The organism is Microcystis sp. LSC13-02, assembly GCA_002282935.1.
In the GTDB taxonomy this organism is placed as follows: Bacteria; Cyanobacteriota; Cyanobacteriia; order Cyanobacteriales; family Microcystaceae; genus Microcystis.
In genome coordinates, this window is sequence record MTBT01000093.1 from 655 (window position 1) to 14348 (window position 13694).

Sequence of the window (13694 nt, forward strand, 5' to 3'; positions counted from 1 at the left end):
GCATAATAATTAAATCTCCTTTTGGGTTGCGTTCCAAGCGCAAATCTCGGTTATCCTGACAAAGTTGAAAGAACTGTTCATCGCTGAGTTGAAACGAGTTAAATTTAACTTCTACTGTCATTATTATCCCCAACCTACTCTCGTCTAAAATTCATGTTAACGCGCTAGGGCAAGAGATGTTCTTGGATGAAATTAGTGTAAACATCTCCGGCTAAAAAGGCGGGAGTTTCCAGTATTTTACGATGGAAATCAATAGTCGTCGGTACTCCCGTGATCGCACATTCCCGCAGGGCGCGTTTCATGCGTTTAATCGCAGTTTCGCGATTTTCTCCCCAGACAATTAATTTACCGATTAGGGAATCGTAATAGGGGGGGATTTCGTAATCGGTGTAAACGTGGGAATCCATGCGGACACCGGGACCGCCGGGGGGCAGATAACCGCTAATTTTGCCGGGGTGAGGGCGAAAATTGTGATCGGGATCCTCGGCATTAATGCGACACTCGATCGAATGCCCTCTAAATATCACCTGATCTTGCTTAATTTGCAGTTTTTCGCCCTGTGCCACCAGAATTTGTTCTCGGATCAGGTCTATCCCCGTGATCATCTCCGTGACGGGGTGTTCCACCTGAATACGGGTGTTCATTTCCATGAAGTAAAAATTGCCGTGTTTATCGACTAAAAATTCCACAGTTCCCACCCCGACGTAATTAATCGATTTAGCGGCTTTAACGGCGGCATTACCCATTTTTGAGCGTAAATGGGGCGTTAAGAAGGGGCTGGGTGCTTCTTCTAGCAGTTTTTGGTGTCGTCGCTGAATCGAACAGTCTCTTTCTCCTAAATGGATCACGTTACCGTGACTATCGGCCAAAATCTGAAACTCGATATGTCGGGGACATTCGATAAATTTTTCTAGATATACTCCTGAATTGCCAAAAGACGCTGCTGCTTCCCCTTGGGCGGCTTTTAACATATCACCTAGTTCATCTGAACTATTGACAAGACGCATCCCACGCCCTCCACCGCCGGCGGTGGCTTTAATCAGGACAGGATAACCGATGTCATCAGCGATACGTTTTGCTTCCGCTTCTGAGGTAATTAAACCACCACTGCCAGGGATAGTGGGAATTCCCGCTTTTTGCATGGTTTTTTTAGCGGTAGATTTATCCCCCATAGCCAGAATAGCGCTGGGAGACGGACCGATAAAAGTTAACTGATGATCGGCACAAATTTCGGCAAAGCGGGCGTTTTCTGCCAAAAAACCGTAACCGGGATGGATCGCCGTGGCGTTGCGTGTTAGGGCAGCCGAGATGATATTAGGGATATTTAAGTAACTTTTGCTGCTTGGGGGCGGACCAATACAAACACTCTCATCGGCCAGTTGAACGTGAAGGGCATGGCGATCGATGGTAGAGTGGACGGCAACGGTTCTAATGCCCAATTCTTCGCAACTATGAAGGATTCTTAAGGCGATTTCCCCGCGATTGGCGATTAATATCTTGGCAAACTGCATTGGACGACCACGAGATCAGGCTGGTGTGATAGGCGACTATTTAGTAGAATATCTGGTTTTGTTCCCTTGGGGAAATCGGGAAGTGGGGAAGTGGGGAAGTGGGGAAGTGGGGAAGTGGGGAAGTTGTCTCATCACCCTATCACCCTATCACCCTATCTCCTGCCTCCTGCCCCCTAACGACTAACGGCTAAAATAACCGACTTCGTCTCCCTCCCCGGTCAAGATTGAAAGCGATAAGCTAGAGTGTGAGGAGTGAAAACTTTTTAATCTCGTTTCGCCCCTAGAGGATAATAGCTCGATGTTGCGAATTATCACAGAGCCATGGTCAGCCAGAACGGAACTGAGACGAATTCGGGAACGGTTCGACGATCCGGAAATTCGGGAAAAAGAATCGCTTGTCCGAGAGATTGTCGAGCAGGTGCGACTTTCTGGCGATCGCTCGTTGGTGGATTACACGGAAAAATTCTACCAACAGTCCCTTAATCTACAACAACTGAAGGTGAGTGGCTCGGAACTCGATGCTGCTTATCAACAGGTGTCGCAGGATTTATTAAATGCGATCGCCGTTGCCTGTCAAAAAATGGAGGCTTTTCATCGTCAGCGTCTTCCCAAAGCTTGGGTACAGTTTCCTGAGGATGGTACGGTTCGGGGGAAACGTTATCAACCGGTTAACAGCGTGGGAATTGTCGTTCCCGATGGGAAACGGGCCTATCTCAGTTTATTGCTCCAACAGGCGATTCCTGCCAAAATAGCGGGGGTTAAACGGATTGTGATGGTATCTCCTGCTGATGAAGATTTACGCATCCATCCGGCGATTTTAGTGGCAGCCCAATCGGTGGGTATTAGTGAGATTTATCGGGTGGCTGGACCACAGGCGATCGCCGCTTTAGCCTACGGTACAAAAACGATCGCTCCCGTGGAGATGATTGCCGGAATAGGTGATTTTTATACTAATTTGGCTAAAAAACTGGTTTCTGACCATGTAAAAATCGATTATCTCTCTATTACTTCTGATTTGGTTATTATTGCCGATAGTCAAGCCAATCCCAGGCAGTTGGCCCTAGATTTATTAGCGCAAGCGGAACAGTATTCCCTAGCGGCAGCGATTTTATTGACGACGGATAGGGCTTTGGCCCTAATAGTACAGGAAGAAGTGCAAAAACAGTTACAGGTACATCCCCAGAGATTGTTAACGGAAAAAGCGATCGCTCATTATGGTTTAATCGTGGTGGTGGAATCATTGGAGAAAGCGATCGAATTATCGAATCTTTTTGCTCCCACCCATTTATCCTTAATGATCGATGAGCCTTGGGAAAAGCTATCTTCTGTGAGACAATCGGGAACTATTCTCCTCGGTTCCACTACTCCAAAAGCGGTGGCTGATTATTTGGGTTGTCCCGTGGGAGTGGAAACTTTTCTCGATTCCGCCACTTTAATCGAATATCCTGCCGATTCTTTCGCCTCCATAGCCCACAATCTGCAAATATTAGCGCAAGCGGAGGGATTTACGACAACGGACGCGGGTATAGAATCCCGAGGTCAGGACAAGACCTAGAAAAACTATAATCTTCTCAAAGCAACTATTGGGTCTAATTTAGCGGCACGATGAGCGGGAACAACACCGAAAATTAGACCGATGGCACTAGACACTCCTAAAGCGAGAATTATCGCAGGGATTGAGACACTGGTGGTTAAAGCGGCAAAAATTCCCGCTAGATACATTCCTTGAATGCCGACAAAAATCCCGATAATTCCGCCAGTGGTGGCTAAAATCACCGATTCAATGAGAAATTGACCTTTTATATCCCCTTCTTTGGCTCCTAAAGCCTTTCTTAACCCGATTTCTTGGGTTCTTTCCGTGACTGACACGAGCATAATATTCATTACGCCGATTCCCCCGACAAAAAGGGAAATACTGGCGATCGAGGCTAACATTCTAGTTAAACTATCGTTAGTCTCTTTGGTCATTTCTAAGACTGCGGTTTGAGGGAAAACCTGCACATAATTCTCGTCGCTGACCTGATGACGCATTTGCAGCAGGTTGCTAATCTGAAACTGGGCGGCTTTAATTTGGGCAGAGCTTTTCGCCAAGACAGAAATATGAGTCAGGGGAATGCCATAGATAGCTCTGCGTCCTTGAACCTGATTAGACATAGTAGTTAGGGGAATTAACGCTCGATCATCCTGATTAGCCTCAAATAAGGAGCCTTTCGCCTGTAAAACTCCAATAACTTGAAAACTAAGATTGCCGATGCGAAGATTTTCGCCGACGGGATTGCGATTACCAAAGAGATTTTTGGCTAATTCCGATCCCAAGACAATCACGCGATTATCCCGTTTCAGGTCAGATTCCATAATAAATCTACCTTTAGATAGTTGACGGTTACGCACGTTTAGGTACTCGGCTCCCACCCCAATCAGGGGACTATTACTGGTTCTATTACCGAAGGATAAAATTCTTTTACCGCTCAATTCGGGAGAAATGGCGGCAATGGCGGGAACTTGAGCTGCGAGCGCTTGAGCATCTTCGTAGGTGAGAGGCCGGGGATTAGGAATTGTCCGCCGGACATTGCGCGAGGAGGTGGAAACAAATAAAACATTCGGACCGAGGGCTTCAAACTGCTCGAGGGCGACTTTTTGCGCTCCTTCACCCACTCCCACTAGGGCAATGACGGAGGCGTTACCGATAGCAATTCCTAGCATGGTCAGACCACTACGCAGTTTATTGCCCATCAAAGCGGAAAAAGCCATTTTCAGGTTTTCGAGCATTTCCATGGTTAGTTATATTCAGTGATCAGTAAACGGTAATCAGTAAACAGTAAACAGTAAACAGTAATCAGTAATCAGTAAACAGGGATAAAGATGAAGATATAGCGTTTCCTGTTGACAAGAGGTACATTCTCAATCCTGAAAAGCTTAATCAGCAAAGGTTAAAGTGTGCCACACAGATATGAGAACCGCTATAAATAACTAAATAGCTAATTAACTTACATCTGGTAAATAAATAACTAATTAACTTAAAACTTACATCTGATAACTGATAACTGATAACTGATAACTGATAACTGATAACTGATAACTGATAACTGATTAGCGGGTAGAGATTTGGATCGTTTCCGGTTTGCTTAAATCGCCAGTAATAGTTAAACTGCGCCGATTAGCGTTGAGATGACGGACGATTTTATAGATAGCCTCAACTTGGTCACTAGAGCCGATTTTAGCCGCCAGAGTGGTTAGGTCGAGAGCAGTTCCCGTTTCCCGAACAACTTGCACGATTTTTCTCTGTAAATCCAGAATGGAAGCGGCGGCTTTTTTCCCTGCTTCTACCCCGGGTTGATGGTAGGCGTTAATGTTAACTAAACTAGCATAGAAACTAACGGCCCGTTCGTAGAGGGCGATTAAGGCCCCCACCTGACGGGGAGTAACCTCTGGGATAGTGATAGTGATAGAGTGACGACTATTTTCGTATAAAGCTTGTCGAGTACCTTGCAGTAATCCTGAGAGGAAATCGCCAGTAGTGGAGCCGGTTTCCACTTCCATGGAATCTCCTTGTCGGTCTTTTAACACTTCAATAAAAGTGGCGAAGAAATTGGGAACACCTTCGCGTAATTGTTGAACGTAGGCGTGTTGGTCGGTAGAACCTTTGTTACCATAGACGGCGATACCTTGGTACACCTTGTTGCCATCGAGGTCTTTTTCTTTACCGAGGGACTCCATCACCAATTGTTGCAGATAGCGGCTAAAGAGATAGAGACTGTCTTTGTAGGGCAGAATCACCATATCTTTCTCTCCCTTGCCATTGCCCTCATGGTACCAAGCTAGAGCCAGTAGGGCGCTAGGATTTTTTTTCAGGTTATGGACGCGGGTGGCGATGTCCATTTCTTTGGCCCCAGCTAACATTTCATCAATGTCGATACCCTGCAAAGCGGCTGGGAGAAGACCGACAGCGGATAGTTCTGATGTACGACCACCGACCCAATCCTGCATAGGGAAACGAGTTAGCCAATCTTGGGCGTATTTGTCCAGTTGGCTACCCGGCATAGTGACGGCGACCGCGTGTTGCGGAAAGTCTAAATCTTGTTTTTCGTAAGCGTTGCGGACTTCTAACATTCCGTTTCTCGCTTCGGGAGTGCCGCCGGATTTACTGGTGACGATAACGAGGGTGGTAGCTAAGGGTAAATGGGCTAGGGTGCGATCGATGCCTTTCGGGTCGGTATTATCAATAAAAGCAATCTCTAAGGGGGGAAAATCGGGTGCTAGAGCCGAACCGACGAATTTGGGACCCAAAGCAGACCCCCCGATGCCTACACAGAGAATATGGCTAAATTTTTCTTGATCAGGCGGTTTAATTGCTCCGGAGTGAATTTTCTTGACAAATTCTTTAATCTGTGCTATGGGTTCGGTGATTTCAGCCCGCAATTCCTGGTTAGGAGCGAGTTCAGGAGCGCGCAGCCAGTAGTGGCCGACCATACGCTGTTCGTCGGGATTGGCGATCGCACCCTGTTCTAAAGCTGTCATATCTTGGAAAGCGCGCTCAAATTTTGCTTCTAGACCTTTGAGAAAAGCCTCATCGAAGGGAATCCGACTGACATCGAGATAAAGTTCTAGGTTGGGGTGATAGTATAACCAATCTTGGTAACGTTGCCAGAGTTGTAGATTATCCATAAAAAAAGCGAAATTTTTGTTTAATTACCTGTTTAGGAGAGATAGGATTCTATCCTCCCCAATCATCGTACAGGTACTTTTAGGCTAGACGATTAGGGTTAAGCTTATATTAGGAGTTGGCAAAATGTTAACAGTGACGGAACTATCTCCTAATTGTTCGGTTTGCTGGTGTTGGCTGTTGATTTTTCAACCGATTCTATGACTATTTACTCATCCCCTCTCAAAATCGGTAATTTAGCATTGCATAGCCGCGTATTGCAATCACCTTTATCCGGTGTCACCGATTTAGTTTTTCGGCGCTTGGTGAGACGCTTTGCTCCCGATTCCATGCTCTATACGGAGATGGTCAACGCGACAGAAATCTCCCAGCTGCAAGAGTTACCGCAATTGATGGTTATCGGGGACAAGGAACAACCAATTAGTATGCAATTATTTGATTGCCGTCCCGATTTTATGGCTGTGGCGGCAGAAAAAGCGGTTAAGGAAGGAGCGATGACCATCGATATTAATATGGGTTGTCCTGTTAATAAAATTACTAAAAAAGGCGGCGGTTCTTCGCTTTTACGACAGCCAGAAATTGCCGAGCAAATTGTTAGGGAAGTGGTGGGAGCGGTATCGGTGCCGGTAACGGTGAAAACTCGCTTGGGATGGAACGCTCAAGAGATTAATATTATCGATTTTGCCCGTCGTTTGGAAGATGCGGGAGCGCAAATGTTGACCCTGCACGCACGCACTAGGGAACAGGGTTATCACGGGCCAGCCGATTGGCAATGGATTAAACGGGTGAAGGAGGTTTTATCGATTCCTGTCATCGCTAATGGCGATATTGTTTCTGTGGAAGCGGCGATTAATTGTTTGGAATTTACCGGGGCCGATGGGGTGATGTGTTCGCGGGGAACCCTCGGTTATCCCTATTTGGTGGGGGAAATCGATTATTACCTCAAAACAGGCAAAAATTTGCCGAAACCCACCTCTATTGACCTGTTAAGCCTAGCTAAAGAGCATTTACAAGGGCTATGGCTATACAAGGGACAACGCGGTATCTGGCAAGCGCGGAAACATTTGGCTTGGTATTGTCAGGATTTTACTGGTGCGGCGATTTGGCGCGATCGGTTTTCGCAGATCGAATCCCTGGGGGAGGGCTATGATTTAATTGATCGAGCTATTGCCCAATTACACCTTGAAAACGAGAATATTTACAGATAACAGTGCTGTAAGCTGTAGATTCTTACGAACCTTTTGCTGGTTCCTCAGCATCATCGACAAGGTACATTTACTTGCGAACTCAAACCCGACAATTCCGCATCAGAGCGGTGAAGCCTGCTTGGGCAAAATGTTTGTCATAAGCGAGTGCTTCTGTGATTCCATTTTCTTCCATTATTTTGAAAGATACGCAATCTGTATGACTCCATGCTTTGTCTTTACGCTGTTGATATAGTCTTAATCCTTGTTCAAATTGCTCACTGGTTTGGGGAACAATACGAACATTGGGGTTAGAACGCAAATTTTGAGTTAGCTCTATGGCTAAGTCACGGAAATACTCACCACGTTTAGAAAAGTCGTTTAAGACTTCGATAAGGACGGCTTCACTGGTGACAATATAGACGGGATGCAATGTTTTTGATAGCTGAACAGCTTTTTTATGCAAATTATCACTGGGGTTAAGTAGGGCAACCCAATAACCTGTATCGGCGAAAACGACTCTCACTAACTATCCTGTTGCTGTTAATAATGGTCAAAGTTTTGGGCTAAGTCTTTTGGTAGTTTTGCCCATTCTTCATTGGGAATTTTGGCAGAAAGTCGGGCGGCTAATTCCCAGATTGGTTCTGCATTATAGTCAAATTTAATATTTGCTAAAGAGAAACTCTCGATAGGTGTTTGATTATTCATAGGTGTATTTGATTTAGAAGAAATCAGTTTTTCTAATTTAGAAATCGCTTCTTGTTCACTGCACCAAGCCTGATCGCGTAGTTGGTTAGCTTTGAGAACTAGATCGCCAATTTCATTTCTAATAGCTGGTTCAGGTAATGGAATATGGACAGAAGAAAACATTTCTTTATCAACTTCAAGAATTACCGAACCATAGGAACATCGAGTCATGAGACAGTAGCCATAATCTGAGGCTAACCAAGCATAAAGATAACCTGCATTAATATCATCAGATGCTAGGATCCGAGTTGCATCTTCACTAGCTGTCCATGCTGCCATGTATTTAGGAATAATCTGTACTTTCCCAATCGTGCCAGAACGAGTAACAGCGATCATGTTTTCTTCTAGTTGAATTTCCGGTAAATCTTTGGTATGTGCGCCCTTGGCAAGTCGTTTAACATCGATTGGATCGATTTTAAAAAGTTGCTTACTACTAAGCATAGGAATTCCACCCTTTTCAACATAGGTGCGTTCTCTAAACTTTGTAATTGCTCTAACTTCTTTAGTGACTCGCCGATCGCCAATTTTAGTAATCTCAACAGGTAACTTGGCTAGTTGTTTTTCAGCAGCGATCGCTTCGGGATTATGAAAACTGCCTTCTAAGCGTCCCATTAATTGTGAGGCTTTGATCGTAGTTGTAAAAGATGCACTACCACGCGGAGCAATATCTTTGAGATAGGGTAGGTTTAACCGTTCATGGAGAAGGCGATCGGCTTCATCTAACAAATGATTTGCCTCATCACGCAATTCTCCCGCTTTACACATCAAACGACCAATTTCAATCCGACGAATCGGCGGCAAATCGGGAATTAGAACTCTTTCAAGATGTTTAGGCTCAATATGAACAATAACTGATCCATAAGTTGATTGTGTTAATTGAGGACGACCATATCGACTACGAAGAAAAGCCGTAATAAAACCTGCTAAATCAGGATCAGTTGCACGAAGTCGAATAGCGTGCTGCGAAAGTGCTTTCCCTGCTAGTGTTTCGCAAGCCAAACTAATATTACCAACAGTTCCCGAACAAGAAATTAAAATATCCCATTTTTGAATTAAAAGTTTAGATAGATTTAGTGTATATTTACGGCTCAAATAATTTTCTATTCTTGGACGCAAACTAATAATATCTGAGCTTGAAAGAAATGGAATACCGTATTCAGTATCTACATAAACTCGCTTAAAGCGAAAAGCATTATGAGCTTCCTGACAAAGACCTTCCTTGCCATAAAGCGGGATGAGAGGTAAACCACTATTTGTCAAAGCTGTAACTGCATTATGAGCCTCAATGCTAAAAGCAGAAGCCTCTAGACGCACACCAGCAGCAAATACTTCACTGAGCTTGATCGTCGTTGATAGCTTCTCCGACTCTTCATCAGGTATCTCTGGCGTGTAATCAGATTTAAAAGCGTAAGTTACCATCCTAGTACCACCTTTTTCTTCCACTCAATAAACTCATTAGCTACCAAATCCGTATCATCATCCTCAACCTTTTGACGAGGTAGCGGTCTAGCCACACCTTCACCCGTGGCCGTTCGCTCGATCAAAGGGATTGACTCTGGATTAGTTGGAACCAGTATCTCTTCCCCTTCCTCATTGCGTCTGTAGGTGATGTTACCCCGCTTATCATGCCCGATCGCCTTCACCTGTGCCATAAAGATTTCATAATCAGACATTGTTCCTTGATCGATTTCCTTTTCAGTCTTTTTCTGAAGAATCAAAACCGAAGTTTGCGTCCCATTGCGAGGCTGAAAAGTATCAGGATGTAGGTCAATCGAAGCAACAATTCGGCAATGCTTAATTAACCAATACCGTACATAAAGCAACCCAGGAGCGCCCAAAATTGCATCAGGCAAAACGATTCCCATACGTCCCTCTGGTTTCAAAAACTGCCAGCATCGTTCAATAAATAGGATTTCGGGAGATGCAGAACCTTGAAGTTGTTCTGTTGGTTCCCATCCAGACTCAGTTTCTTTCCAAACGTGGGCAAGCTGATATTGTTTTAAGGTTTCTTCGTCCTTAATTGGTAACTTTGAACCAAAAGGCGGATTTGTTGCAATTAAATCAAAATGACCCAGATCTTTTTCACTGCGTAGAGTTTTGGGGTCGATATCTAAAGCCTTTGCAAATTGCTTGCGAAAACTATCTTCCCATTGATGAGGATGCAACAAAGAATCTTGTCTAAGAATATTTCCAGAGCCGTCATTGTTCATCACCATATTCATCTTGGTAGCCTTTACAAGATCTGGATTAATATCAATCCCAAAGAAATTAGCTTTAGCTGTTTCTTGAATTTTAGAATTCAGTGCATTTTGCATCCAAGGCTCTGACTGTTCAGTTACTCCTGCTTGTAGTTTTAACTTTTTAATGACTTCATTCATCGCAATTACCAGAAAGCCACCCGTCCCACAGGATTGATCGAGAATCTTATCAGTGACTTTTGGCTCAAGCATCCGAATGGTCATTTTTTGGACATTGCGAGGTGTGAAAAACTCACCGCGATCGCCCCTTAAATTTGCGCCAACCAGTTCTTCATAGGCTTTTCCTTTAACATCAATATTTGTACTCAAAAAGCTATAGCGTTGAAGCTCACCGATGATATAAGCTAAAGAACGCGGTTGAAGTTTAATCTCATCATTTGCGTCAAAAATAGCAGGATATTGTTTCTTAACTGCGCTAAAAATTTTGCTAATGCGATTAAAAACAGTTAACCGCCCATCATTACTCTTTTTCTCTTTTGCTGTTGCATAAAATTCCAATGGATTAGGAAAATTGCGTTCATCATGAATCTTGCAAAAAATAACCTTTAAAAGCTCAAAAAAGGCAGGTTGTTTTTGTAGCCCATCAGTCACATAAATATGATCGTGGCAAATCTTAAAAGAAAACAGTAAATTATCACCAACTGCATTTTTTAAAGCATCACGAGTTGGGCGATCAACTTCCTCAACATTACCATTCTTAGAAGGAATATCATTAGGCTCTTCATACTCAATGCCTTCCTTTGTCCTAATGCGGCGCAAGACGGTCTTTTTCCTACCATTTGTCCACATCCCCCATTCAGAGTTATCACAAGCCGCCATATAAGATCGAAGTTGTTCAATCCCGTCTTTACTGGCTGAGGGTGTTACTGAGTCTTTTTTGCACTCAATAACGATCCAAATATTTTCCTGATTGTGTTGATCGCCCTCACGGAAAATAGCCAGATCCACTCGAACAGTCTTACTACCCTGCTTAATTGGATACTCAACCTCGATCTGTTCTGGCAAATAGCCCAATTCCAGCACTAAACGACGCTCGATGTTTTGACGAACATACTCTTCGGGCGTATCGTTACGGATTTTCTGATCTATGAAATCACAGACCTTACCATCTGGAAGTGTTGCTAAGAGCTTAGACATTGCCCTCCCCCCACAAAGAAAATTTACCTTCCTTAATGTTTTACCGGTAAATGATCTGCTATGACCAACTGCTTATTTTAAATTTACAGGCTGGAAGAACTGATAGCGGGTCAACCGTTGGCCGTCAACCCAGACCAAGTTGATCGGCGATCGCACTGACCCGCTATCATCAACCTTGAATAATATTATTAGTCTAACTCTCGGTCCAGTGCAGTGATTGGTTAGATCGCTCCTAATTCTTACCTAGAATCTTGTCATACTCGGAGTGCGACCCAACCCAGAACCAAACTATCTTTTCTTCGTCTGACTTTTTAATCCCTAATGCTCGCCATCCAATGCCGACTCTGACTGACCAGATTTTTTCTCTTGGTTTCACCTCTTTGAACTCTAGGCTGGGGTGAAATGGATTTTCTTTCCAAATCTCGTAATTTTTCTTGGCTGTTTCTTGTACCCTTTGCGGCAAACTTAGAAAAAGTTGACGAAACCTCTTGGTTCTTGCTGACTTCATTCTTCCCCAAAGCCTTTATCTTCTGTTCTCCCCTCTTGTTCTTCTATAAGGGCTTCCTGTGCCATTGTTATTAAAGCTCCCAATTCCAGATCCTCGTTGGAAAGGCTTTTCTGCCATTTTAATTCACTTTCAATGTCTTCCAGCAATTGTTGAGCAAGTTCATCTTGAAGAAACTCTGGCAGTTTCTGGATTTCTGTGAATGCTTTTTGCAACAGAGTAGTCATGTTTTGTTCATGTTTTATGGGTATTGAACTATTTTACTACTTTTTCTACTCTTGCAATTCAACTATTAATTATACAGAAACTTTCCGAATAAAGTTCACAGACTTTCGCGACCTTTCAGAAGCCCGATTCCGTGTGTCCCACGGTACGGTTCTGACTAAACGCTTCTTGTACTTGTTGCGCGCGACTCCGCCCACTTGGTTTTCGAGACGGTCTTTTTAATTCTAACGTAAAGCCAACCTAGAACGGCGGGGTTTCCCACCCAAAATTTTCGATGAAACGGGATAAGGTACTGGCGATTATAGCCGCACACAGGGAACAGTTGCAGGGACTAGGAGTAATCACTTGCTTGAATCAATGACCATGGTGTGTTCCCCAAAATCGATCGCTGGAGCAGTAGGACTTGCATTAGGGAGCGCACCCTACAAGATTGCGTTCGGCATCGCACTGACGGGAGCAAGCAATTAATTTCTAATTTTAAGCACTTGCATAGGAGTCAAACGTCTTTGCTCTGTCCTGTCAAAATCTTGATCAAAACTCACAATAGTAGCTTTTTCAAGCTCGGCAGCAACATATTGGTAAGCATCATCAAAATCCAAGCGAAAGAGATCTATTATTTCTACGACTCTCTTCATTTGGTTAGCAGGGACACTGACCAGTACAACACCAGCATCAATCAAAATGTCATCCACAAATTTGATAAAAACGTCTCTTTGATTCAGCCGATTACAGATCACCCCGATAGAATGTAAAGTAAAATCAGTCATACACATATCAGAGGGCGAGAGCGTATCAAGTAGCTCCGCAACAACTCCTTATCCTAATAAGCGTTCTAGCCAAATATTCGTATCCAGAAGAAACACTAGCTATTTCTCCATTCAACTGCAAGATGCTGTAACTCAATTGATGTGTAATCGGTTTTAAGCATTCCTGCCCAGTCTTGACGGAGTTTACGTCTTATGGGTTGGTTAGATTTACTTAAAAGTGACTCTACAAACGTTTGTACTTCAACCTTTAACTGGGGGGATAATTGTCTCACCAGTTCTTCTAGTGATTTTGCTGATGTACTCATGTGTTTTACCAATTCAACTTTTTGTAGTAGTTGATAACTAATCTACCACCAGTCTAGCATAGGATTTGATAAGAAATAGCACTAATCTTGAAAACCCCTATAACCCAGTATAGCGCCCTAAAGCAAGCCCTCCAACCCCATCTAGGGGTGCTACCCAGTGCCTTCGACATCGCACAGGGTGCGTTCCCCAAAAATCTATTAGTGGAGCAGTAGGAGCCACATTAGGGAACGCACCCTACCAGCTGAATTCACCCGCCATTTTGGTCTATTTTCCAGCATCAGTCGCATTAGTCGGGTGCAAGATTTGTTAGACCTCAAATTCGATTACAGTAGCAATGGAGGCTACAATTTCCAGCATTGTAATTTCAGAAACGCTTCCTAATTTACGAATA

The 13694-nt window shown here is 43.9% G+C and carries 11 protein-coding genes and 3 pseudogenes; 2 read left to right on the top strand and 12 right to left on the bottom strand.

The window, feature by feature from the left end; translation table 11 throughout:
• Together BGL89_RS05440 and accC are read right to left on the bottom strand one after the other, a co-directional pair.
• Nucleotides 1-121, bottom strand: a pseudogene (locus tag BGL89_RS05440) (Uma2 family endonuclease); the annotation flags it as partial.
• Nucleotides 122-164: 43 nt separating this feature from the next.
• Nucleotides 165-1511 carry an acetyl-CoA carboxylase biotin carboxylase subunit gene (gene accC, locus BGL89_RS05445; protein ID WP_286824823.1) on the bottom strand — a complete coding sequence of 449 codons (1347 nt, stop codon included), beginning with the start codon at nucleotides 1509-1511 and terminating at the stop codon, nucleotides 165-167.
• 298 nt (nucleotides 1512-1809) lie between these two features.
• On the opposite strand from accC, the gene hisD reads away from it, so the two are divergent.
• Nucleotides 1810-3066 (top strand): histidinol dehydrogenase, encoded by a 1257-nt coding sequence (gene hisD, locus BGL89_RS05450; RefSeq protein WP_286824825.1) that lies wholly within the window; start codon nucleotides 1810-1812, stop codon nucleotides 3064-3066.
• A 5-nt stretch (nucleotides 3067-3071) separates the two neighbouring features.
• Here hisD and BGL89_RS05455 read toward each other — a convergent pair whose 3' ends face one another.
• Both BGL89_RS05455 and BGL89_RS05460 read right to left on the bottom strand, forming a co-directional pair.
• The gene (locus BGL89_RS05455; RefSeq protein WP_286824826.1) at nucleotides 3072-4286 is read right to left on the bottom strand and encodes an ABC transporter permease; all 1215 of its coding nucleotides are present in this window, start codon (nucleotides 4284-4286) and stop codon (nucleotides 3072-3074) included.
• Nucleotides 4287-4601: 315 nt separating this feature from the next.
• Nucleotides 4602-6176, bottom strand: a complete 1575-nt coding sequence (locus BGL89_RS05460) for a glucose-6-phosphate isomerase (protein ID WP_286824827.1) — start codon at nucleotides 6174-6176, stop codon at nucleotides 4602-4604.
• 198 nt (nucleotides 6177-6374) lie between these two features.
• Between BGL89_RS05460 and dusB the strand changes: the two genes are divergently transcribed.
• Entirely contained in the window at nucleotides 6375-7382 is a 1008-nt protein-coding gene (gene dusB / locus BGL89_RS05465; RefSeq protein ID WP_286824828.1) for a tRNA dihydrouridine synthase DusB, read from the top strand.
• Nucleotides 7383-7461: 79 nt separating this feature from the next.
• On the opposite strand, the gene BGL89_RS05470 is transcribed toward dusB, so the two are convergent.
• From BGL89_RS05470 to BGL89_RS21185, 8 genes and pseudogenes are all read right to left on the bottom strand, one after another.
• Nucleotides 7462-7884 (bottom strand): type II toxin-antitoxin system VapC family toxin, encoded by a 423-nt coding sequence (locus BGL89_RS05470; RefSeq protein ID WP_286824830.1) that lies wholly within the window; start codon nucleotides 7882-7884, stop codon nucleotides 7462-7464.
• A 17-nt stretch (nucleotides 7885-7901) separates the two neighbouring features.
• Complete coding sequence (locus tag BGL89_RS05475) at nucleotides 7902-9548, bottom strand: restriction endonuclease subunit S (RefSeq protein WP_286824831.1); 1647 nt, start codon at nucleotides 9546-9548, stop codon at nucleotides 7902-7904.
• Nucleotides 9518-11500: a type I restriction-modification system subunit M gene (locus BGL89_RS05480; RefSeq protein ID WP_286824832.1), complete on the bottom strand. Its 1983-nt coding sequence runs from the start codon at nucleotides 11498-11500 to the stop codon at nucleotides 9518-9520. Before BGL89_RS05480 ends, BGL89_RS05475 begins: the two co-directional genes overlap by 31 nt.
• A 232-nt stretch (nucleotides 11501-11732) precedes the next feature.
• Nucleotides 11733-12008 (bottom strand): ParE family toxin-like protein, encoded by a 276-nt coding sequence (locus BGL89_RS05485; RefSeq protein ID WP_046660479.1) that lies wholly within the window; start codon nucleotides 12006-12008, stop codon nucleotides 11733-11735.
• Nucleotides 12005-12232: a hypothetical protein gene (locus tag BGL89_RS05490; protein ID WP_286824834.1), complete on the bottom strand. Its 228-nt coding sequence runs from the start codon at nucleotides 12230-12232 to the stop codon at nucleotides 12005-12007. The genes BGL89_RS05485 and BGL89_RS05490 overlap by 4 nt, the downstream gene beginning before the upstream one ends.
• 462 nt (nucleotides 12233-12694) lie before the next feature.
• A pseudogene (locus BGL89_RS05495) lies at nucleotides 12695-13024 on the bottom strand (PIN domain-containing protein); the annotation flags it as partial.
• Nucleotides 13025-13092: 68 nt separating this feature from the next.
• The gene (locus BGL89_RS05500) at nucleotides 13093-13302 is read right to left on the bottom strand and encodes a DUF2281 domain-containing protein (RefSeq protein ID WP_286824835.1); all 210 of its coding nucleotides are present in this window, start codon (nucleotides 13300-13302) and stop codon (nucleotides 13093-13095) included.
• 307 nt (nucleotides 13303-13609) lie between these two features.
• Nucleotides 13610-13694: pseudogene (locus BGL89_RS21185) on the bottom strand (type II toxin-antitoxin system PemK/MazF family toxin); the annotation flags it as partial.

Coding starts and splice junctions, on each gene's coding strand:
- BGL89_RS05455 (WP_286824826.1), bottom strand. CDS start 4,286: ATGGAAATGCTCGAAAACCTGAAAATGGCTTTTTCCGCTTTGATGGGC.
- BGL89_RS05460 (WP_286824827.1), bottom strand. CDS start 6,176: ATGGATAATCTACAACTCTGGCAACGTTACCAAGATTGGTTATACTAT.
- BGL89_RS05500 (WP_286824835.1), bottom strand. CDS start 13,302: ATGAGTACATCAGCAAAATCACTAGAAGAACTGGTGAGACAATTATCC.
- BGL89_RS05490 (WP_286824834.1), bottom strand. CDS start 12,232: ATGACTACTCTGTTGCAAAAAGCATTCACAGAAATCCAGAAACTGCCA.
- BGL89_RS05485 (WP_046660479.1), bottom strand. CDS start 12,008: ATGAAGTCAGCAAGAACCAAGAGGTTTCGTCAACTTTTTCTAAGTTTG.
- BGL89_RS05480 (WP_286824832.1), bottom strand. CDS start 11,500: ATGTCTAAGCTCTTAGCAACACTTCCAGATGGTAAGGTCTGTGATTTC.
- dusB (WP_286824828.1), top strand. CDS start 6,375: ATGACTATTTACTCATCCCCTCTCAAAATCGGTAATTTAGCATTGCAT.
- accC (WP_286824823.1), bottom strand. CDS start 1,511: ATGCAGTTTGCCAAGATATTAATCGCCAATCGCGGGGAAATCGCCTTA.
- hisD (WP_286824825.1), top strand. CDS start 1,810: ATGTTGCGAATTATCACAGAGCCATGGTCAGCCAGAACGGAACTGAGA.